The sequence below is a fragment of the Flavobacterium sp. AK-345 genome, assembly GCF_058310175.1.
Genome location: NZ_JBZEER010000006.1, coordinates 26,552 through 46,769 on the forward strand (window position 1 = coordinate 26,552; position 20,218 = coordinate 46,769).

The window sequence follows — 20,218 nt, forward strand, 5'->3', positions numbered from 1 at the left end:
ATAGCAATCATAATGTTTAAAAATAAGTCATATATCGGAATTTCATTTATCATTTTAATTTTCGGAATTTATGCTGTCCCAAAAATTGTAGACAGAATAAAAAACGGCGAAGTTGTAAAAGGAAACCGATTGGATAATGTAGGTTTGAAAACAGATAAATCTGATGCAAAATTGTTAACGATTGGTCCAGCTCCAAAATTTGAATTAACGAATCAGGATAACGTTAAAGTTTCAAATGAAACCTATAAAGGAAAAGTTTATGTATTGGAGTTTTTCTTTACTACATGTCCTTCTATTTGTCCAAAAATGAATTTGAGCATGTTGGAAATCGAAAAGACTTTTTTTGGAAATCCTAACTTCGGAATTGTTTCTATTACAATTGACCCTAATCATGATACACCGCAAGTTTTAAAAGACCATGCTAAATTATTAGGTGTTAAATCTTCAAACTGGAATTTCCTGACAGGTGATAAAGCGGTCATTATGGATTTGTCTAACAAAGGTTTTAATTTATATGCAGGAGAAAATGCTAAAGTAAACGGAGGTTTTGAACATTCTGGTCTATTTGCTTTAATTGATAAAGATGGAAATATTCGTTGTCGTAAGGATGAATTTGGGAATCCAATTTTATATTATGATGGATTAGATAAAAAAGGCGTTAGAGACATTCAACAAGACATTAAAATATTATTAGAAGAATAGAAATGGAAGATTATTCATTAGAAAAAAAATTCAGCAAGTTTATTGTTGCGGTTTCAATTATAATTCCGGTAGTGGTTGCTATCTTATTTGGAGTAAAATTAAAAGATTTTGGTTTTAATGTTGAACCGTTATCCTTTTTACCTCCAATTTATGCTACAACGAATGGTATTACTGCTATCGTTTTAGTTTGGGCAGTAATCGCAATCAAAAATGGAAAACGTAAACTTCATGAACGGTTAATGACTTTTGCCATTTCATTATCAGTTGCTTTTTTAGTTATGTATGTAGCTTATCATATGACCTCTGATTCTACTAAATTTGGTGGTGAAGGAGTTATTAGATACGTATATTTCTTTATTTTAGTAACTCACATTTTATTATCTATTGCAATTATTCCCTTGGTGTTAATAACGTATGTAAGAGCACTTGCAGAAAATTTTGACAGACATAGAAAAATAGCAAAAATCACTTTCCCGCTTTGGTTATATGTTGCAGTTACAGGCGTAGTGGTTTATTTAATGATTTCTCCTTATTATGTATAAAATAGAAAATAGAATAAAGAATAAAGAAAATAGAGTGGAAGGCAAATTTAAAAGTTCTCTTTTATCAAAATGCCTCTATGTTCTATTCTCTATTTTCTTTTCTCTGAGTGCAAACGCTCAATGCGCTATGTGTCGTGCAGCGCTTGCAGGAGATTCAAATGTTAAAAAAGCAGAAGCTGTAAATGATGGAATCGTTTATTTAATGGTGGTTCCTTATTTATTGGTCGCTGTTATAGGTTATCTGATTTACAGAATGTATCAATCTAAAAAGAAAAAAGCAGTATAAAATTTATACTGCTTTTTTCTTTTTAGATTATTTGATATTTCTATTTCAATCCATCAACCGAAACATTTACCGTTCCGTTTATCTTTATAAAAGCAATAATAGCCTGATTGGTTAACTGGATTTTATCAAACTGAATATCTTCCATTTTTCCATTAACAAAAACTCCGGGTAAAGGGGAATAGTTTTTAAGATAAGCTGCCATGTTTTTTTTGCCTTCTTCTAAATTTGGCTGTATCGAATAACGACAGCTTTCTTCCATTTTTTTCAGGATATAACCTTGTCCTAACCAACTGGCAGTACGCATTAGTTTGCTTTTGGTGTCTAAAACATAATCTAATTTGTCGAAGTAAATTTCTTTGGTTTGAACATTATATTGAGGAACTCCGTTTAAATAAAGCGTTCCATTTACAGATCCTAAAACATCTAATGCAATTACCATTTTGCCATTTTTATGCCAGATAGTAACGTTTTTAACGGTAATTTTTTTGCTTCCTGAACCAAATTCCTGACCGGCAAAATTGTTTGTCATTATTTTTGATGCATCGGCATAAGTGGAAATGGCAGCAATATTAGCTGAAATTTGATTCGGAATTTTAGCTACAGGTTTTAAAACAATTTTGCTGGCATTGAATTTAGATTCAGGTTGTTTTCCAATAATGGTTTCCATGTTGCACTTCATTCCCATGTCTAATAAAAACAAATCGTTTTTAAGCTTTGCATTGGTCGAATAAACTTCAACCGGAACAATGCGCAGCCAGCTTTCGTAAGTATCATTCATTTTAAATGGAGTACAGATTTTTTCTAAAGCAGATAAAACATTAGGTTTAAAATCCATAGATTTTTCGATGGCATCGTCGATGCTTTTTTCAATTTTCGATTTGAAAATAGAAATTGCAGGATTTACCAAATAGGTAATAGGCATGTTTTTTCCAAAAACTGTCATGGTTGGGCTTTCACTCCAATCGAGAGATTTAAACTCTGTTTTTGTGTTTAGTTTCCAATTGGTTAAAGCCACTTCACTTGATAAAGTAATTACCCCATTTAAGTTGAACTCGCGTGTATCATAAAGTTCTACCCCTAGTTTTTTGGTGCCAATGCGATATTTAATTGTGGCTTTTAAGGGTAAAATAGTTTTTATTTTTTTATCGGGATTTGCTGCATCATTTTGAATTTTTATTGGAGCCTGTTTCCAGATTTTCATTTCAATATCATCATCTTCAATATTATTGTCTTCGAAAATTAATCCGTTTAAAAGTGTATTCGTCTGATTTTCGATATCATGAAGTTTTACTGTTATTGGTAAATTAATAAATGATGGGTTTGCATCGTACACTAAAGGACTTGCGTCGTCTGGTTCTGGTTTTAATGTTTCTAATTTTTGAGATGTTGAACAGCTAACAAGTGTTGTAAGTGCTATAAATACTGATAGTATTGAAGAAAACTTCATCGTTAAGATTTTTTTAGTAATGCAAAATTAAGAAAACAATTATATTATTATGAAAAAGTGTAACATTTGATAATAAATTGAGTCTTATTGAAATAGTATCGCACAATTATTAACTTTTTATTACCATAAAATACTTAATAAAAATATTATTATTGTCTTAAAATTTAACAATATCATGATCGAAATCAAAGATTTGCATAAGTCCTATAAAATGGGAAGTTCTACGCTGCATGTGTTAAAAGGAATAAACTTTAATATAGAAGAAGGCGAGTTAGTTGCGATTATGGGATCTTCGGGATCTGGAAAATCGACGCTTCTTAATATTTTAGGGATTTTGGATGAGGCCGATTCTGGTAGTTATATTTTAGACAAAACACCAATAAAAAAACTAAACGAAACGATAGCTTCAAAATATCGAAATAAATTTTTAGGATTTGTTTTTCAGTCATTTAATCTGATTAATTATAAAACTGCTCTTGATAATGTAGCAATGCCTTTATATTATCAGGGAATAAAAAGAAAGGAACGCTACGAAATTGCCATGAAATATTTGGAGAAAGTAGGTTTAGGATCTCACTCACACCATTTACCAAACGAACTTTCCGGAGGGCAAAAACAGCGTGTGGCGATTGCAAGGGCTCTGGCATCAAATCCAAAAGTTTTGCTGGCAGATGAACCAACAGGTGCTTTGGATACTAAGACTTCGTATGAAGTTATGGAACTTATTCAGGGAATTAACGACGAGGGTAAAACCATTTTGATCGTAACCCACGAACCTGATATTGCTGCAATGTGCAAAAGAAATGTGGTCCTGAAAGATGGATTAATTATCGATGATAAAAAGGTAGAACAAGTTAGAGCTTCATCTTATGTTTAATATAGAGCGTTGGCAGGAAATATTTGAGGCAATCTCTAAAAACCGGTTAAGAACATTTCTTACCGGGATTTCTGTGGCTTCGGGTATTTTTATTTTGGTGATTCTGTTGGGAGCCGGAAAAGGACTTCAAAACGGAATTGAAAAACAATTTGAGCGCGATGCAGCCGGAATCATTGAAGTTTGGTCTGGTACAACTACAAAAGAATATAAAGGTTTAAATCCCGGAAGACAAATTCAATTTCGCAATAGTGATTATTCACAATCAGTTCAGAAATTTGATGACAAACTCGATTTGCGAGCGTCGACTTTTAATTTTTGGGGTGCCAATTTTACGTATGGTAAAGAATCAGGAAGTTATCAATATAGAGGTGTAGATCCTGATTATGGCGGAATTGAAAATCTTACAATTGTTCAGGGACGATTTGTGAATGCCAAAGATCTGGCTAATAATGAAAAAGTCGCGACTATTGGAATGAAGGTAAAAACAGATCTGTTTAAAGACAGTGATGCAATTGGAAAAGAAATTTTAATTAATAATATCAACTTTAAAGTAATAGGAGTTTTTACAGATCCGGGTGGAGAGAGAGAAGAGACAAGAGCTTATTTGCCTAAAACGACTGTGCAGAGAACTTTTGGCGGAGGAGATAAAATAAGCAATTTGTTTTTTACTTTAAAAAAGACAAATAATTATGATGAGGCTTTGGCGCAATCTGAAAAATTCACTCAGGATTTAAAAAATTTACTTAAGAGTAAAAATGTTGTTGCTCCGGAAGATGATGGTGGAATAAATGCCTATAATTCGGTTAAAGACGCTAAACAGTTTTATGATTTAAACTTATATATCAGATTGTTTTTTTGGTGGGTTGGTATTTTTACCATAATTGCAGGTGTTGTGGGTGTAAGTAATATCATGCTTATTGTTGTAAAAGAACGAACAAAGGAAATAGGTATTCGTAAGGCCTTAGGGGCATCTCCATTTTCGATAATTTCTATGATACTTCACGAATCAATTTTTATAACCACTATTGCTGGTTTTACAGGTTTATTGGCAAGTTTGTTATTGCTGGAGTTTGTAGGGCCGATGGTGCAGAGCGAATATTTTAGAAATCCAGAAGTAGACTTTAGTGTGGCTTTAACAACACTTGTTTTACTTGTATTTGCAGGAGCACTGGCTGGATTTTTTCCTGCATACAGAGCAGCCAAAATAAAACCTATTGTAGCACTTAGAGACGAATAACTATGTTTAATAAAGATAATTGGGACGAGATTTTACAGGCTTTAACAGCAAATGTTTTCAGAACGATTTTAACTGCGTTTGGTGTCTTTTGGGGAATATTTATCCTGGTAATTTTATTGGCTGCAAGTAAGGGGCTGGAAAACGGTGTAAAAAAAGGTTTTGACGGAATTGCTACAAACACCATGTTTATGTGGAGTCAGACAACATCAAAAGCATATAAAGGATTACCAAAAACACGTCGTTTTGACTTTAGAAATAGCGATGTTCCTGCTTTAAAAGCGGCGTTGCCAGATTTGCTGTATGTTTCTCCAAGAAATCAGCTGGGAGATTTTAATGGTACTAATAATGTGGTGCGAGGAACTAAAACTTCTTCTTTTACAATTTATGGTGATTATCCGGAGTTGATCAAACAGCAGCCTATGGATATCATTAAAGGACGTTTTATAAATCAGCAGGATATTAATGATAAAAGAAAAGTTGCCATTATTGGTAAAGGAGTTATTAGTGAACTTTATGGTAAAGAAGAAGAAACAATAGGCAGTTATGTAAAAATAAATGGCATCAATTTTATGGTTGTTGGAATTTACAATTCTAAACAGCAGGGCGGAAATGCAGAACAGGAACAAAAAAATATTTTTATTCCGTTTACTACTTTTCAACAAGCATTTAATTATGGTGATAAAGTAGGCTGGATGGCCATTACAGCAAAAGATGAAACTTCGATTACAGACCTAAAACCCAAAATTTTAGAATTAATTAAAGCACTGCATTCTGTAAATCCTGCAGATGACAGAGCCGTTGGAAATTTTGATTTATACGAGCAGTTTAATAAAGTGCAAAGTTTGTTTAATATATTAAAAATCATTGCTTATTTTGTAGGAACTTTAGTGTTGATTTCAGGAGTGATTGGCATTTCGAATATCATGCTTATTGTAGTTAAAGAACGTACTAAAGAAATTGGAATTCGCAGGGCTCTGGGAGCAACGCCAGCGGCTATTCGCGGACAAATTTTATCAGAATCTATATTCCTGACTATTATTTCCGGTATGTTCGGAATTGCTTTTGCAACCGGGCTTATAGCACTTTTAAATATCGCATTAGATTCGATGCCACCGGGCAACGATACGATGTTTGCGAATCCAAGTGTCGATTTAGGAGTTGTATTTGTTGCTTTATTAATATTAGTGGGATCTGGTTTATTGGCAGGATTTATTCCGGCTCAAACCGCAATTAATGTAAAGCCCGTAGATGCTTTACGAACAGAATAAAATTATCAATCAAGAATAATCGAATTAAACCAAAACAAAATGAAAAAAGGAGTAACTGTAACCATTTTAATTTTTATTGCTATAGTTTTCTTTGGCGCGCTGTATTATTTATACGCTAAGAATCAAGAGTCTCCAATTGTATTTAAAACGGAGAAAGCAGAAATTAAAACGATCGTAAAAAGTACAATTGCGACGGGTAATATTCAGCCTGATGAAGAGGTTCTAATCAAGCCAAACATCTCAGGAATTATCGAGCAGGTTTATATTAAAGCAGGCGAAAAAATCAAAGCCGGAGATATGATCGCAAAAATCAGGGTTGTTGCCAATGTATCCAATGTGAGTTCTACTCAAAATCAGGTACAGACAGCGAAAATTGCTTTAGACAATCAGGAGAAAATTTATAAAAGACAAAAAACATTGTTTGACAAAGATGTTATTTCTGCCAATGATTTTGATGCTGCACAATTGGCTTACACTCAGGCAAAACAAAATTATCAGGCAGCAAGACAAAGTCTGGATATTGTAAAAACAGGGACAACAACATCTTTAGGAAGTTATGCAAATACCTTAATTCGCTCAACAGTAAACGGAATGGTCTTGGCGGTTCCTGTAAAAGTGGGTAATCAGGTTATTGAAAGTAATAACTTTAACGAAGGAACAACGATTGCCAGCGTTGCAGATGTGGGAAGAATGATTTTTATTGGAAAAATTGACGAATCTGAAGTTGGAAAAATAAAAGTTCAAATGCCAATTGAAATTACAGTTGGAGCTATTGAAAACAAAAAATTTACAGCTGTTCTTACTGATATTGCGCCAAAAGGAGTAGTAGAAAATGGTGCTATTCAGTTTGAAATTAAAGCCTCTTTAGAAAATAAAGATGCTACTTTTATCAGAGCAGGCTTAAGTGCAAATGCTTCTATTATTTTAGAAAAAGCAGATAAAGTTTTGGCCATCAAAGAATCATTGGTGCAATTTGACAAAAAAACACAAAAACCTTATGTTGAAATAGAAACTGCTCCACAAAAATTTCAAAAAAGAGATTTAGTTTTAGGAGTTAGTGATGGAATTTATGTTCAGATTAAAAGCGGAATTAAAGCTTCGGATAAAATTAAAATCTGGAATCAGGGTTTGATTACTGAAGGCGAAGGAGAAAAAAAATAATCTGAAAGTGTAAAGGTTCTTTTGGTTTTTAAAAAATGTTAAATTTGCGTAGTGTCTTTGCTATGCTTCATCTTAAAAATATGAAAATAAATAAATATAATAGTCTGATTGTTGCTTTGTTATTTGGGTTAGGTTTATCTGCTCAGACACAACCAAAGCAATGGACACTTGAAGAATGCGTGAGATATGCATTAGACAATAATATCACAATTAAACTATCTGAGTTAGATGTAAAAAGTGCTGATATTGATAAAAAAGGTGCTTTAGGGAGCTATCTTCCATCAGTAAGCGGGAGTGCTTCACACTCTTGGAATATTGGTTTGAACGTTAACCCGGTTACCAATATTGCTACAACTCAAACCACACAGTATTCATCATTAGGCGTAAACGCTGGTGTTGATATTTACAAAGGTTTACAAAATCAAAATGCTTATAGAAGAGCTAAACTTTCCATAATTGCATCGCAATATCAATTGTTGAAAATGCAGGAAGATATTTCGTTGAATGTTGCTAATGCGTTTTTAGAAATTCTTTTCAACAAAGAAAATTTAAAAGTAAAAAAAGAACAATTGGCGATTGATGAAAAACGATTTGCAAGATCTGAAGAAATGGTCAACGCAGGAACAATTCCGCGTGGCGATTTGTTTGATTTGAAAGCGACAGTTGCAACAGATCAACAGGCAATTATCGTTGCCGAAAATAGTTTGTTAATTTCTAAATTAAGTTTAGCTCAGCTTTTACAACTTAAAGAATTTGCAGATTTTGATGTAATTGACGACACAAATGCTAAGGATGAGAATAATATCATGGCACAAACCCCAATTGATATTTACAATAAAGCCAAAGAAATAAGAACCGAGGTGAAATTAGCACAAACGAATCTTGAGATTGCAGAAAAAAGTGTTGCAATTGCAAGAGGAGCTTATCAGCCAACACTTAGAGGTTTTTATCAATTTAGTACCAGTGCCAGTTATAGTGACAGACTTACGGGAGTTGATGCCAATAATAACCCTATTTATGTAGCTCCGGATCCTGTTTTGGATCAGTTTAGTGATAATAAAGGACATAATTTTGGTTTTCAATTGAATGTTCCAATTTTTAACGGATTTTCTGTTAGAAATAATGTTGAAAGAAGTAAAGTAACTTTAGAGAAATCTAAAATAGATTTAGAGCAAAAAAGTTTAGATTTGCAACGTAACGTTTATACTGCTTTTACAGATGCTAAAGGAGCTTTGAATGCTTATGAATCTTCTACTGTAACTTTAGAAGCCAGACAGCAGGCATATAACTATGCAAAAGAAAAGTATGATGTAGGTTTGATGAATTCATTTGATTTTACACAAGCACAGACATTGTTAACAAACGCACAGTCAGATGTTATCAGAACGAAATACGATTACATGTTCAAAATAAAAATACTTGAATTTTACTTTGGAATTCCAATTGTTCCAATTATCGCAAAATAATTTATTATGTCAAAAAAAACAGTTTATTTCTTAGTCGGAGGAGCAATAGTTGTCATTGCAATATTAGTTGGTCTTTCGAAATCAGGAGTAATAGGAAATAAAGATGAAGGTAAAGAAGTAGAAATTACAAAAGTAATTGCCTCAACTATTGTCGAAACAGTTTCGGCAACAGGTAAAATTCAACCGGAAATCGAAGTTAAAATCTCACCTGAAGTTTCAGGTGAGATTATTTTATTAAATGTAAAAGAGGGTCAAGTTGTTAAAAAAGGCGATTTATTAGTCAAAATAAACCCGGATTTATATACCTCAAGTTACAATCGTTCAGTTTCTAATTTATCTGGAAGTAAAGCCGGATTAAGCCAGTCTGAAGCATCTTTTAAAGAAGCAAAAGCAAGCTACGAACGTAATAAGGTATTATATGATAAAGGTGTTATTTCAAAATCTGACTGGGATAAAGCCATAGCCTCTTTTGAAGTTGCAAAAGCCACTAAACAGAATGCTTATTTTACGGTTCAAAGTGCTTCAGCATCTGTAAATGAAGCAAAAGACAATCTTGGGCGTACAACAATTTACGCTCCTGCAGATGGAACAATTTCAGTATTAAATGTTGAGTTAGGCGAACGTGTTTTAGGAACGCAGCAAATGGCGGGAACAGAACTTTTAAGAGTTGCCAACCTAAACAATATGGAAGTTGAAGTTGATGTAAATGAAAATGACATCGTAAAAATCAAAATTGGTGATGAAGCAAATGTTGAAGTGGATGCTTATTTAAAAAAGAAATTCAGAGGTGTTGTAACCAGTATTTCTAACTCTGCAAGTACAACTTTAACATCCGATCAGGTTACGAATTTTAAAGTAAAAGTTAGAATTTTAAAAGAATCATATCAGGATTTATTAGAAGGTAAGCCAAATACATATTCTCCTTTTAGACCAGGAATGACAGCTACAGTTGATATTATTACAAAAACAAAAACGAATGTTTTGGCAGTGCCAATTAGTTCTGTTGTAGTAAAATCTGATACAACGGCAGTTAAGGATTTTAAAGTAGAAGATCCAAACGAAGATAAAAAAGCAACTCCGAAAAGCGATAAAAAATTCGAATGTGTTTTTGTAAAAGTAGGCGATAAAGCTAAAATTAAAATCATAAAAACAGGTATTCAGGATGATACCAATATCGAAGTAATGTCTGGTTTAAAACCTGGAGATGTTGTTATTACAGGTCCTTATACAACTGTTTCTAAAGAATTAAATTCTGGCGATAAAGTAAAGCTTAAAAAAGCCGAAACACCTAAGAAATAAACATCTTTAAAGGATTTTGTCGTCTGGATACAGTATAAAACAAATACGAATTTCACGAATTGTCACTAATTCGTTCGTGAAATTAATTCCACAAACTAACCATTAAAATTTGTGTAAATCTGTGAAATTCGTGTTTAAATTAATCTATTATATTTGTTCCATACAGGAAATATTTCAGCCTAGCATACATAATAATTAACTTTTAAAACATAAATACATTGTCTTTTATTCTCAATATCGAAACAGCTACAAAAAATTGCTCAGTATCCATTGCAAAAAATGGGGAAACTATTTTATGTAAAGAAATTGCAGAAGAAGGCTATTCGCATGCCGAAAAACTGCACGTTTTTATTGAAGAAATAATTGCAGAGGCCAAAATCTCAGTTCAGGATTTAGCCGCAATTGCAGTAAGTCAGGGGCCGGGATCTTATACTGGTTTACGAATTGGAGTTTCGGCAGCAAAAGGATTGTGTTTTGCCTTAAATATCCCGTTAATTGCTGTTGATACTTTGCAAACTTTAGCGTCTCAGGCCAAAGTTTCTGATGGAAAAATAATCCCGATGCTTGATGCCAGAAGAATGGAGGTTTACAGCGAGATTTTTAATGCTAATTTGGAAATTGAAAGAGAAATTCAGGCAGAAGTTATTGACGAAAATTCATTTGCAGCTTTTACTGAAACCATTTATTTTGTTGGTGATTGTGCCGAGAAATGTAAATCGGTTTTAACAAAAGAGAATTTTGTGTTTTTAGAAGATATCAAATATCCTTCGGCTTCGGCTATGAGTAAAATCAGTTTTGATAAATATCAAAAAAGCGACACTGTAGATGTCGCTTATTTTGAACCTTATTATTTAAAAGATTTTATGATGGCACCTCCATCAAAAAAATAATAAAACCTTTTTATTTTTGAAGTGTAAACGGCTGGATTGCAATTCCTGCTTCGTCCAAAGCTGTTTTGCAATTTTCTAAAGTTTCAGAAAAAACAGCCCCGTAATTTGCATTTGTTGCCCAGGGGCGTACCGCAAACTCTACAGAACTTGTAGTCAGATTTTTAACAAAAACTTCTGGTGCGGGCATTTTTAGCACTTTTGGGTTTTTATTTAAAATATCTAACAAAATATCTTTTGCTTTTTTTATGTCAGAATCATAAGAAACAGCAAAAGTCAAATCTGCTCTTCTTTCCCCCTGCATTGAATAGTTAATAATTGTTCCGTTGGATAAAGCGCCATTTGGCACAAAAACCGTTTGGTTATTCCCCGTAAGCATTTTTGTTACAAAAATCTGAATTTCGAGAACCGTCGCAATAACACCTTGTGCCTCAATAGTGTCCCCAACTTTAAAAGGTTTAAAGAGAATAATAAGCATTCCGCCGGCAAAATTAGAAAGCGAACCTTGCAATGATAAACCCACCGCAAGACCCATTGCTCCTAAAATAGCAACAAATGAAGATGTTTCAATTCCGAGTTTTGAAATAAATGTTATAAATAATAAAACGCGTAATGCCCAAAGCAATATATCAGCAAGAAATTTTGTTAATGTAGGGTCTAGATTTCTCTTAATCATTACCTTTCTAATGATTCGGTTAATCAATCGTATGGCGTACAAACCAACAAATAAGATTAAAATTGCTGAAATTAATTTAGGAGAATAGTCGAGTAATACCTCGATAAATCTGGTGGCGTAATTGCCAATCTGGTTCGAATTGATGTCCATTTTATAAGAATAAAAAAACCTTCCCAAAAGAGAAGGTGGTATTAGATTTTGCAAATATATAGATATTTCCTTTTATAAGAAATAAATGTCGATTGTTATTCTGTCGCAGGTTTCTTATTGATAATTTCTTCTGTTGTAGTTGTTGTTTCTTCGCTTAAATCAACAATAGTTTTTGTAGTTGTAGTTTTGGCTTCACTGGTAAATTCACTAGCTTTTTCTTTTACAGAATCAATCACATCACTAATTGATTCAGAGGCTTTTTCAACAAATTCGCTTGCAATATCTTTAGCCTGACTGACATACTCTGTAGCACTATCAATTATTGGTTCTGAAACTTCTTTTGCTTTTGCGAAAGTTTCTTCTGCAAAAGTCTCCGCTTTATTGATTAACGGGGCGGCTTCTTCTTTTGCCTGCTCAAAAGCGTCTTCTGCTTTATTGGCTAAATCAACACTTGTTTCTTTGGCTGAGCCAAATAAATTCTTAAAAAATGAAGTTAATCCCATAGTTTTCTGGTTTTGATTAGTTTAGAATACAATATTAACCAATTTTATTACACTATGATATTAATTTAAAAATAATTTACTGATAATTAGATAGATACAAATAAAAAAGCATCCCAATTGAGATGCTTTTTTCTAACTATAATAGTTATAATTATGCGTTTATAGCTTCAACTTTAATTGCTTCATCATTTAGCATGCTTTTCAGCATATTTTCGATTCCGCTTTTTAGAGTAAAAGTAGAGGATGGACATCCGCTGCAAGCTCCCTGCAAAATTACTTTTACTGTTTTATCATCTTCATTATAAGAGTCAAATGCAATATTTCCGCCATCGGCAGCAACTGCAGGTTTTACGTATTCCTCTAAAATGTTAATGATTTGTTGTGAAGTAACATCTAATTTATCAAAATTTTCATCTTTTGTAACATCATTTTTTGTAGTAACTTCAATTAAATTTTCATCTAAAACAGTTCCTCCATTTTCAATAAATTGTTTAATGAATGTTCTTACTTCTAATGTAATTTCCTGCCAGTCGTTGATGTCGTATTTTGTTACCGAAATGTAATTTTCATCGATAAAAACTTCTTTTACATAAGGAAATTTAAATAATTCTTTTGCTAAAGGAGAAGAAGCCGTCTGATCGATATTTTTATATTCAACCGGATTTTTAGTCAACATTCTGCTTACCACAAATTTTAATGCCGATGGGTTTGGAGTTGTTTCTCCATAAACCGTAATGGGCTGTTTTTTTGTTTTGGTTTCGTCAATATTGATAATTACGCCGCCTTTTTCTACAAAAGCTTCAATTTGCTCCGCAACAGCATCTTTTACATCATCCCATTCTACAATGCTATATCTTTCTATAGCTATAAAGTTTCCGGAAATATAAACCGTTTTTACAAACGGCAAATAAAATAATTGCTGTGCCAATGGTGATGCCTGGGCTTCATCAATATTTTTGAATTCAAAATTTTGATTTTGGGTAATAAAATCCTCAAATTCAAATTTTAAAATAGTCGGATTTTGAGTCTCCTTTATAGTGATTTTCGTCATGATTTAAATTTTTACAAATTTAGTAAAGTTATTTTCTACTAATACCTATATTTGATTTTTTAATAAAATAATTAAGACTCTTTTCAAATTAATCGTACTAAAATTCCAGAGTCTCTAATTTATTTCGATACGACTACCTTTATTATGTTTAAAATCAGAGTTTTATATTTGGTCTTTTTAACTTCTTTTTTTTGTTATTCTCAAGAAGGGCTGCCTGTTTATTCTGATTATTTGTCGGATAATTATTATTTAATTCACCCTTCGATGGCTGGTGCGGCGAATTGTGCCAAGATAAGATTGACCGCTAGAAAGCAATGGTTTGGTCAGGATGATGCACCTTCACTTCAAACGTTAAGTTTTAATGGAAGAATTGGCGAAAGATCAGGAGCCGGAATTATTGTTTTTAATGATAAAAACGGATATCATTCTCAAAAAGGGCTGAAACTTACTTACGCACATCATATTATGTTTTCGAGAGATGAAATAGATTTAAATCAGCTTTCGTTTGGTATTAGTGGTGGAGTTATTCAAAATCAATTGGATGAAACACAATTCGGAACTACTTTTGATCCTATTGTTTTTGGTGCGATTCAAAAAGATTCTTATTTTAATGTTGATGTCGGGGCTTCCTATAACTATATGGATTTTTATGCTCATGCGACTGTTCAGGGTTTGCTTGAAACCAGAAGGGAAATCTATACAGATTATGAAAGCGATAATTTAAGAAAGTTTTTATTGAGCGTGGGATATGTTTTTGGTAAGCACGAAAACATTACCTGGGAACCTTCTGTTTTGTTTCAGTTATTTGATCAGACAAAAGAGAAATCTCTTGATATGAATTTAAAAGCATACAAGAATATGGACTTTGGAAGTCTTTGGGCGGCATTGTCGTACAGAAGAAGTTTTGACGGCGCGCAATACAGTTTAGGAAACGGCGTACAATCTCAAAAACTGCAATATATAACACCAATTATAGGTGTAAATTATAAAAATTTCATGTTTGCTTATACCTATTCGCAAGTTACGGGAGATGTGAAATTTGATACAGGTGCTTATCACCAGATTACTTTAGGAATCAATTTATTTTGTGCAAAGGAACGTTACGATTGTAACTGTCCGGCAATTAATTAAAACTTTTTTATTATGCTAATTAAATCTGTAAACGGAAAATCTCCGGTAATACCTGATGATTGTTATGTTGCCGAAAATGCAACTATAGTAGGCGATGTTACTTTTGGTGATTCCTGCAGCGTTTGGTTTAATGCTGTAATTCGTGGTGATGTTCACTTCATTAAAATAGGGAATAAGGTAAATATCCAGGATGGCGCTATTATTCATTGTACTTATCAAAAACATCCAACCATTATTGGAAATAATGTTTCAATTGGTCACAATGCAATAGTTCACGGGTGTACGGTTCATGACAATGTTTTAATAGGAATGGGCGCTATTGTAATGGATAATTGCGTGATAGAAAGTAATTCTATTGTTGCTGCCGGTGCTGTTTTAACTCAAAACACAGTTGTAACCTCAGGAAGTATTTGGGCAGGAGTTCCGGCCAAAAAGGTAAAAGATATAGATCAATCAGATTTTGCAGGCGAAATTGAGCGAATTTCTAATAATTACGTTATGTATTCGGGATGGTTCAAGAATGAATAAATTCCAAAAAATATAAATTCCAAATTCCAATTGAAGTTTGAACTTTCTGATTGGAATTTGGAATTTATTTTTATTTTGGAATTTTAAACTTTATAAGTTGATCCTTTCAAAAAAACTATTTTTATAGCTTTCACTAATCGGAATTCGTTTGTCACTTATCAAAACTTTATTTTTCTGGATAGATTTGACGTGTTTTATATTGATGATATAAGACCTGTGAATTCTTGAGAAGCCTTTGCTGGAAAGCAGATTCTCTAATTTGATTAAACTAATTAAGGTTAAAGTAAATTTATTATCTGTAGTATATATTTTTACGTAATCTTTTAAACCTTCGATGAATAAAATATCAGCAAAATTCATTTTTACATTTTCGTATTCAGCCCTGACAAACATAAAATCCTGTTCTAATTCCGGAACTGTAGTGGTTTCGGAAATGGCCTGAGATGTTGCTGTTGGGTTAAAAATTTGCTGCGCACGTACGACTGATTTTAAAAAGCGATGAAACGGAATTGGTTTTACCAAATAATCAACTGCGCCCAGATTAAATCCTTCAACAGCATAGTCTGAATAGGCAGTTGTAAAAATAATTAATGGCTTTTTTTCAATAGTATTTAAAAATTCAATTCCCGAAAAATGGGGCATCTGTATATCCAGAAAAATCAAATCTATATTGGTTTGATTGATGAAGGAAACGGCGTCAATCGCATTGTTAAAAGTACTTACCAATTCTAGGGAATCTACTTTTCGAACAAAATCTTCTAATAATTCAACCGCTAAAGGTTCATCGTCTATAATTACACATTTCATTTGCTCGGAATTAGATTTTTAAATTTGTTTTGGCAGTCAAAAGTAGTTTCAAACCAGTGAATTAAGTTTTAAAATTATCATAAATTACCTTTCTATTATCATAAAATTATGCTTTTACAGTAATGGTTTTACTTAATGTGTAACCATCTGTCAAATTACCTGTTAAAGTACCTAATTCATCAGATAAGCTGTCTGAAAAAACATTGTCTGATGTGTTTGAAGTGTCAGCCTGACCATGAGAAGCATAATTTGTACTTGAATATACTTCACTGGCAACATTTTCAGGAAAAGCGATTTGCGTTACCAATAATGAAGAGCCTGAAGCACTTAAAACTTCAACATGTATATGTGGAGCACGACCTTGATACCAGCCTGGAAAAATTGAAATAAACGAAACTTCTCCATTTGTGTCTGAAGTTTGTCTTCCTCTTAAAAAATGCACAGAAGTATAATCTGTTTGCTGCATGGAAGTTCCTCCGTATTCAGAATAATTTCCGTCTTTATCACAATGCCAAACATCGACTAAAACGCCTTCTAAAGGTGCACAATCTTTGCTTTGGTTTTCAATAGTTAAATTGATCAGCAATGCAACTCCAATTCGGTCTGATTTTATATTTTCTAAAACTAGCTGACTTGGTGTTTTTATAGGGAATGGTCCTTTGGTTTCAGAAGGAGATACTGTACAGCTTCCATCAGCAGAAGTATTATCGTCATTGTCGCTTTTAGAACAAGATTCTAACATTTTTGTAGCTGTTGCTAATGAAGCAATTCCTAAAATACTATTTCGAATGAATTTTTTTCTATCCATAATCCTTATTATTAACTTATTGCTGTTTGAATTTTATCTAGTTTTAAATTTAAGTGCACGCGGTAATATTGATTGTCTTGTGTAATAGTAAGTTCGTGCGCATTTGGGTAAAGCAAATCCAGTCGGTTTTGAATATTTACTAAGCCAATTCCTGAATTATCAGGATCTTTAACGTAATTTTCAATGGTGTTTTCTATCCAGAAATCCAGATTATCATCTAATATAAAAACCTTAATTTTTACATGAGCCGCTCCTTTATAATCGGTTCCGTATTTAAAAGCATTTTCTACAAATGAAATTAGTAACAAAGGCTCAATAAATTTATTTTTGGTATTTCCGTGAACATTGATAACAATGTCTTCGATATTATTAAGGCGGAGCTTTTGTAATTCGATGTAGTTTTGAATGTAATTGATTTCTTTTTCTAAAGCCACCGTTTTATTATCAGTTTCATACAGCATGTAGCGCATTAATTCTGATAATGTCACGATGGCATCAGGGACCAAATCAGATTTCTTGTGTGCCAATGAATAAATACTGTTTAAAGAATTAAATAAAAAATGCGGATTGGTTTGTTTTCGCAAATAGATTAATTCAGTATTTGTTCTGTGCGTTTCGGCAATTAATTTGTTTTGTTGATTGTTGTAAAATTCAGTTAGTGTTTTAATAATAGCACTTATCGTAATAATTAAAATATAGAAAAGTGAAGGTGCAATTTTAAAAAACCAAGGCTGTCTTCTCATCATAACTACATGTCTGCCATTTCTAACAAAATCATGCGGATCACGGGGCATCATTTTAGGAGGCAGCATATTTGCAGGTCTTACATGGTTAAATTCAGGAATAAAGTAATTGATCCTGATAACCATGAAAATAAAAATGAGAGCAAAAACAAAGGCAAAATAAAGCCAGTATTTTTTTTCTAAAAGAAGGGCAGGCACCAAATAAAAATAGTTGAGATAGAACAAAATAATTCCCGTGGCCCATTGTACATAAAAATCGTTATTGATCCTGAAAGGGCTTTCATAAAACTGAATCAATGATGTCAGGATAAAGAAAGTCCATATAATACTATGGAATAAAATTTTGTTTGAGCTGGTATTTTTGATGCTGCCTATGTTCATTTAGAATTTTATTTTTAATAAAATTAAATCATTTTTCGTTACTGTTGGCGAATTGTTCTCTTTGAGTTTTTGCGCCACCAGCTTTCCTACTTTTAATGCATCTTCTTCTGTCGAAAAACTTTTTGTATCGTTTATAACAGGAATAATAGATTGTTTGATTATTGTTTTGTTTTTGTAAGCAATTGAATATCCCCAGCCCGAAGTTGTTTTGAAAGATTCCGTTTTGAGTGTTTCGTTTCTTGTGCAGGCTATAATTTGCAAAAGCAGAAAAAGAAACAATAAATTCTTCTGGATTTTACTCCAGAAGAATTGTTTTTTCATATTAATTATCATCGTCATTTTGTTCGTCTAAAGGTTTGAACTCCCATGCATCATCAAAATAAGTAGTACCTATTCTACCTAACATGTAGAAACCTCTGTTGTTAATTGCAAAACCAACTGCGTCGGTTCTTGTAGCGCCTTCCATTGGAGTTCTTTCTACCCAAAGATCTGTTGTAGGATTGTATTCCCAAACTGTTTTTACACTTTCACCACCAACAATATAACCTAAATTGTTCATTGAAAAAGCGGAAGCATTTGAACGGACAATTGCATAATCATCATTGAATGAATCATCATCGTCATCATCCTGATCGATATCTCTTTTACGAGTCCAGACATCTGTAGCAGGATCAAATTGCCAAAAATCTTCCTGATAAACACCATTGTTGATTCCGGTTGCCAGATAAGCTTTATTATCAATTATAAAAACAGTAGCATTACGTCTTTTGTTTCCGCTAAAACCATTTACAAGAGTCCATGTATTTGCCTGATCATCGTATTGATAAAAATCTTTCAAATAATTTCCATCATAACCAGTTCCAATATAAGCTTTTCCGCCTACCTGAAAACCTACCGCTGCGTAACGCGCTGTACCTGCAAAATCAGTTTTTTGAGTCCATGCATTACTTGTTGGATCGTATTGGTAAAAATCTTTCAGTTTATTTGTTCCGTCATAACCAATTCCAACATAACCTTTATCGTTAAGGGTAAAACTAGAAGCCGAACTTCTTCCTATACCAATAAAGTCTGCTTTTTGTTCCCAATAGTCACCAGTTGAATTATAAGCCCATAAATCTTTTAAATACTCATCTCCTGTATAGCCTGTTGCTATATAAGCATAATCACCAATAACAAAACTAGTGGCACTAGATCTTGCCGGTCCATCAAATGCTGATTTTTTAATCCAGTTTCCAATTAAATCATCATCGTCATCACTATTACTGCACCCTATAAAAAAGAGGCTCGAAAATAATGCGGCGAATAATATTCCATTTTTTAAATTATTCATCATAGTGTATTAAATTTATTTATTGTTTGTATTTGATGCCAATGCCTAAAATGTAACCGTTTCCGGTATTAAAATCATAAACCTTATGATTGTCGTTATCAAGAATATTGTATTTTTTATTAAAATCGTAACCTACCTTAAAATTTATAAACCAGTTTTTATCGACGTTTCTTTCATATTCAAAAGCCGATGTCATTTGCGAGGTGCTAATTTTTGTTCCATTATTAATAAGCGCATGATCCAGATTATAAAAAGTACCATTAAAACTATTTGTCAGGCTAAATGCATTTCGAATATTATTAGAATACGAAATCTTCGAATCTGGAAATCCAATCATCAAGGCACTTTTATCGTTTACTTTATATTGTACGGATAAAGTGGGCAGGAATTGCGGATAACCAAATATTGCTGTTCTTGCAACTCCAACATTTATATTGGTCTTCAAATTTAACTGCTGACTTATTTCAAAACTTCCTAAGAGCGTTACATCAGAAAAATCAAGAGTCTTTTGAAAATTTGCCGTTGGTGTCAAAGTAAGATTCAGTTTAGTATTTGAAATTTGGTGTGAAATTTCAAATTTATTCTTCAACTGACTAAATTGATCCAGAGTTTCAAATGCCTCAAAACTTCCAATATCATAATTCACCCTCAAATTCGAATATTCTACTGTGTTCTTTATTTTATTTTTCGAATTGATTGCTGTACTAAATGATATACCAATACCGGTTTCGTTAAAATCTATTTTATCTGTTGGCTCTGTTTTCAAATTTGCATTTACTGAAAATTTTTCCTGAGCTTTCATATTCAAAAACGAAATCAAAAAAAGAGAACCTATTAAAAGCCTTATTTTCATTACTTAATTATTGGTTCAAAAGTAGGTGCCTAATGGTTTTAAAAAAAAGAAGATATATGTATGGCTCTTTTTGATAGACTAAATA

The 20,218-nt window shown here is 32.6% G+C and carries 22 protein-coding genes; 12 read left to right on the top strand and 10 right to left on the bottom strand.

All coding sequences use genetic code 11. The features are described 5' to 3' along the window. Positions 1-12: 12 nt before the first annotated feature. The 3 genes from AC4FQ3_RS12405 to AC4FQ3_RS12415 are packed head-to-tail and all read left to right on the top strand — an operon-like array spanning position 13 to position 1,530. On the top strand, positions 13-702 hold the full coding sequence (locus AC4FQ3_RS12405; protein ID WP_471733007.1) for an SCO family protein: 690 nt from the start codon (positions 13-15) through the stop codon (positions 700-702). Between the two features lie 2 nt (positions 703-704). Beyond that, positions 705-1,244: a DUF420 domain-containing protein gene (locus tag AC4FQ3_RS12410; protein ID WP_491182049.1), complete on the top strand. Its 540-nt coding sequence runs from the start codon at positions 705-707 to the stop codon at positions 1,242-1,244. Continuing rightward, positions 1,237-1,530: a hypothetical protein gene (locus tag AC4FQ3_RS12415; RefSeq protein ID WP_042565656.1), complete on the top strand. Its 294-nt coding sequence runs from the start codon at positions 1,237-1,239 to the stop codon at positions 1,528-1,530. Before AC4FQ3_RS12410 ends, AC4FQ3_RS12415 begins: the two co-directional genes overlap by 8 nt. A 40-nt stretch (positions 1,531-1,570) precedes the next feature. Here the strand turns inward: AC4FQ3_RS12415 and AC4FQ3_RS12420 are convergent, their stop codons facing one another. Further along, positions 1,571-2,977 carry a DUF4403 family protein gene (locus AC4FQ3_RS12420; protein WP_073396827.1) on the bottom strand — a complete coding sequence of 469 codons (1,407 nt, stop codon included), beginning with the start codon at positions 2,975-2,977 and terminating at the stop codon, positions 1,571-1,573. A gap of 175 nt (positions 2,978-3,152) precedes the next feature. Here AC4FQ3_RS12420 and AC4FQ3_RS12425 point away from each other — a divergent pair, with 175 nt between their 5' ends. The 7 genes from AC4FQ3_RS12425 to tsaB all read left to right on the top strand — a co-directional run bounded on the left by AC4FQ3_RS12425 (position 3,153) and on the right by tsaB (position 11,175). Continuing rightward, complete coding sequence (locus AC4FQ3_RS12425; protein WP_073396830.1) at positions 3,153-3,854, top strand: ABC transporter ATP-binding protein; 702 nt, start codon at positions 3,153-3,155, stop codon at positions 3,852-3,854. Further along, positions 3,847-5,091, top strand: a complete 1,245-nt coding sequence (locus tag AC4FQ3_RS12430; protein ID WP_042565659.1) for an ABC transporter permease — start codon at positions 3,847-3,849, stop codon at positions 5,089-5,091. Before AC4FQ3_RS12425 ends, AC4FQ3_RS12430 begins: the two co-directional genes overlap by 8 nt. Before the next feature lie 2 nt (positions 5,092-5,093). After that, complete coding sequence (locus AC4FQ3_RS12435; protein ID WP_491182050.1) at positions 5,094-6,359, top strand: ABC transporter permease; 1,266 nt, start codon at positions 5,094-5,096, stop codon at positions 6,357-6,359. Positions 6,360-6,398: 39 nt separating this feature from the next. Further along, entirely contained in the window at positions 6,399-7,520 is a 1,122-nt protein-coding gene (locus AC4FQ3_RS12440) for an efflux RND transporter periplasmic adaptor subunit (RefSeq protein WP_042565661.1), read from the top strand. 80 nt (positions 7,521-7,600) lie between these two features. Continuing rightward, entirely contained in the window at positions 7,601-8,986 is a 1,386-nt protein-coding gene (locus tag AC4FQ3_RS12445) for a TolC family protein (protein WP_042565662.1), read from the top strand. Between the two features lie 6 nt (positions 8,987-8,992). Continuing rightward, positions 8,993-10,285, top strand: coding sequence for an efflux RND transporter periplasmic adaptor subunit (locus AC4FQ3_RS12450; protein ID WP_042565663.1), 1,293 nt, complete (start codon positions 8,993-8,995; stop codon positions 10,283-10,285). Between the two features lie 218 nt (positions 10,286-10,503). Next, positions 10,504-11,175, top strand: a complete 672-nt coding sequence (tsaB, locus tag AC4FQ3_RS12455; protein WP_491182051.1) for a tRNA (adenosine(37)-N6)-threonylcarbamoyltransferase complex dimerization subunit type 1 TsaB — start codon at positions 10,504-10,506, stop codon at positions 11,173-11,175. 10 nt (positions 11,176-11,185) lie between these two features. Here the strand turns inward: tsaB and AC4FQ3_RS12460 are convergent, their stop codons facing one another. The 3 genes from AC4FQ3_RS12460 to AC4FQ3_RS12470 form a co-directional block, all read right to left on the bottom strand. Then, positions 11,186-11,998, bottom strand: a complete 813-nt coding sequence (locus tag AC4FQ3_RS12460; protein ID WP_042565724.1) for a mechanosensitive ion channel family protein — start codon at positions 11,996-11,998, stop codon at positions 11,186-11,188. Positions 11,999-12,093: 95 nt separating this feature from the next. After that, positions 12,094-12,501, bottom strand: coding sequence for a YtxH domain-containing protein (locus tag AC4FQ3_RS12465; RefSeq protein WP_491182052.1), 408 nt, complete (start codon positions 12,499-12,501; stop codon positions 12,094-12,096). Between the two features lie 151 nt (positions 12,502-12,652). Further along, entirely contained in the window at positions 12,653-13,552 is a 900-nt protein-coding gene (locus AC4FQ3_RS12470; protein WP_073396841.1) for a NifU family protein, read from the bottom strand. A gap of 144 nt (positions 13,553-13,696) precedes the next feature. Here AC4FQ3_RS12470 and AC4FQ3_RS12475 point away from each other — a divergent pair, with 144 nt between their 5' ends. Next, positions 13,697-14,683 carry a PorP/SprF family type IX secretion system membrane protein gene (locus AC4FQ3_RS12475; RefSeq protein ID WP_491182053.1) on the top strand — a complete coding sequence of 329 codons (987 nt, stop codon included), beginning with the start codon at positions 13,697-13,699 and terminating at the stop codon, positions 14,681-14,683. A gap of 12 nt (positions 14,684-14,695) precedes the next feature. After that, complete coding sequence (locus AC4FQ3_RS12480; RefSeq protein ID WP_491182054.1) at positions 14,696-15,211, top strand: gamma carbonic anhydrase family protein; 516 nt, start codon at positions 14,696-14,698, stop codon at positions 15,209-15,211. Positions 15,212-15,301: 90 nt separating this feature from the next. Here the strand turns inward: AC4FQ3_RS12480 and AC4FQ3_RS12485 are convergent, their stop codons facing one another. From AC4FQ3_RS12485 to AC4FQ3_RS12510, 6 genes are all read right to left on the bottom strand, one after another. Then, entirely contained in the window at positions 15,302-16,018 is a 717-nt protein-coding gene (locus AC4FQ3_RS12485; protein WP_491182055.1) for a LytR/AlgR family response regulator transcription factor, read from the bottom strand. A 106-nt stretch (positions 16,019-16,124) separates the two neighbouring features. Beyond that, positions 16,125-16,826 (bottom strand): dioxygenase family protein, encoded by a 702-nt coding sequence (locus AC4FQ3_RS12490; RefSeq protein WP_491182056.1) that lies wholly within the window; start codon positions 16,824-16,826, stop codon positions 16,125-16,127. A gap of 11 nt (positions 16,827-16,837) precedes the next feature. Further along, positions 16,838-17,950 carry a sensor histidine kinase gene (locus tag AC4FQ3_RS12495; protein WP_471733010.1) on the bottom strand — a complete coding sequence of 371 codons (1,113 nt, stop codon included), beginning with the start codon at positions 17,948-17,950 and terminating at the stop codon, positions 16,838-16,840. After that, a complete protein-coding gene (locus tag AC4FQ3_RS12500) occupies positions 17,951-18,271 on the bottom strand; it encodes a DUF4907 domain-containing protein (RefSeq protein WP_463462249.1) in 321 nt (106 codons plus the stop codon). Position 18,272: 1 nt separating this feature from the next. Beyond that, positions 18,273-19,283 (bottom strand): Kelch repeat-containing protein, encoded by a 1,011-nt coding sequence (locus AC4FQ3_RS12505; RefSeq protein WP_491182057.1) that lies wholly within the window; start codon positions 19,281-19,283, stop codon positions 18,273-18,275. A gap of 16 nt (positions 19,284-19,299) precedes the next feature. Beyond that, on the bottom strand, positions 19,300-20,133 hold the full coding sequence (locus AC4FQ3_RS12510; protein ID WP_491182058.1) for a DUF6268 family outer membrane beta-barrel protein: 834 nt from the start codon (positions 20,131-20,133) through the stop codon (positions 19,300-19,302). Positions 20,134-20,218: the final 85 nt, after the last annotated feature.

Excerpts from the sequence above, each read along its gene's own strand:
- AC4FQ3_RS12480 (WP_491182054.1), top strand. The coding sequence starts at position 14,696 with ATGCTAATTAAATCTGTAAACGGAAAATCTCCGGTAATACCTGATGAT.
- AC4FQ3_RS12450 (WP_042565663.1), top strand. The coding sequence starts at position 8,993 with ATGTCAAAAAAAACAGTTTATTTCTTAGTCGGAGGAGCAATAGTTGTC.
- AC4FQ3_RS12410 (WP_491182049.1), top strand. The coding sequence starts at position 705 with ATGGAAGATTATTCATTAGAAAAAAAATTCAGCAAGTTTATTGTTGCG.
- AC4FQ3_RS12430 (WP_042565659.1), top strand. The coding sequence starts at position 3,847 with ATGTTTAATATAGAGCGTTGGCAGGAAATATTTGAGGCAATCTCTAAA.
- AC4FQ3_RS12470 (WP_073396841.1), bottom strand. The coding sequence starts at position 13,552 with ATGACGAAAATCACTATAAAGGAGACTCAAAATCCGACTATTTTAAAA.
- AC4FQ3_RS12440 (WP_042565661.1), top strand. The coding sequence starts at position 6,399 with ATGAAAAAAGGAGTAACTGTAACCATTTTAATTTTTATTGCTATAGTT.
- AC4FQ3_RS12505 (WP_491182057.1), bottom strand. The coding sequence starts at position 19,283 with ATGATGAATAATTTAAAAAATGGAATATTATTCGCCGCATTATTTTCG.
- AC4FQ3_RS12490 (WP_491182056.1), bottom strand. The coding sequence starts at position 16,826 with ATGGATAGAAAAAAATTCATTCGAAATAGTATTTTAGGAATTGCTTCA.
- AC4FQ3_RS12465 (WP_491182052.1), bottom strand. The coding sequence starts at position 12,501 with ATGGGATTAACTTCATTTTTTAAGAATTTATTTGGCTCAGCCAAAGAA.
- AC4FQ3_RS12510 (WP_491182058.1), bottom strand. The coding sequence starts at position 20,133 with ATGAAAATAAGGCTTTTAATAGGTTCTCTTTTTTTGATTTCGTTTTTG.
- AC4FQ3_RS12435 (WP_491182050.1), top strand. The coding sequence starts at position 5,094 with ATGTTTAATAAAGATAATTGGGACGAGATTTTACAGGCTTTAACAGCA.
- AC4FQ3_RS12420 (WP_073396827.1), bottom strand. The coding sequence starts at position 2,977 with ATGAAGTTTTCTTCAATACTATCAGTATTTATAGCACTTACAACACTT.
- AC4FQ3_RS12500 (WP_463462249.1), bottom strand. The coding sequence starts at position 18,271 with ATGAAAAAACAATTCTTCTGGAGTAAAATCCAGAAGAATTTATTGTTT.
- AC4FQ3_RS12405 (WP_471733007.1), top strand. The coding sequence starts at position 13 with ATGTTTAAAAATAAGTCATATATCGGAATTTCATTTATCATTTTAATT.
- AC4FQ3_RS12425 (WP_073396830.1), top strand. The coding sequence starts at position 3,153 with ATGATCGAAATCAAAGATTTGCATAAGTCCTATAAAATGGGAAGTTCT.
- AC4FQ3_RS12415 (WP_042565656.1), top strand. The coding sequence starts at position 1,237 with ATGTATAAAATAGAAAATAGAATAAAGAATAAAGAAAATAGAGTGGAA.
- AC4FQ3_RS12485 (WP_491182055.1), bottom strand. The coding sequence starts at position 16,018 with ATGAAATGTGTAATTATAGACGATGAACCTTTAGCGGTTGAATTATTA.
- AC4FQ3_RS12475 (WP_491182053.1), top strand. The coding sequence starts at position 13,697 with ATGTTTAAAATCAGAGTTTTATATTTGGTCTTTTTAACTTCTTTTTTT.
- AC4FQ3_RS12460 (WP_042565724.1), bottom strand. The coding sequence starts at position 11,998 with ATGGACATCAATTCGAACCAGATTGGCAATTACGCCACCAGATTTATC.
- AC4FQ3_RS12445 (WP_042565662.1), top strand. The coding sequence starts at position 7,601 with ATGAAAATAAATAAATATAATAGTCTGATTGTTGCTTTGTTATTTGGG.
- AC4FQ3_RS12495 (WP_471733010.1), bottom strand. The coding sequence starts at position 17,950 with ATGAACATAGGCAGCATCAAAAATACCAGCTCAAACAAAATTTTATTC.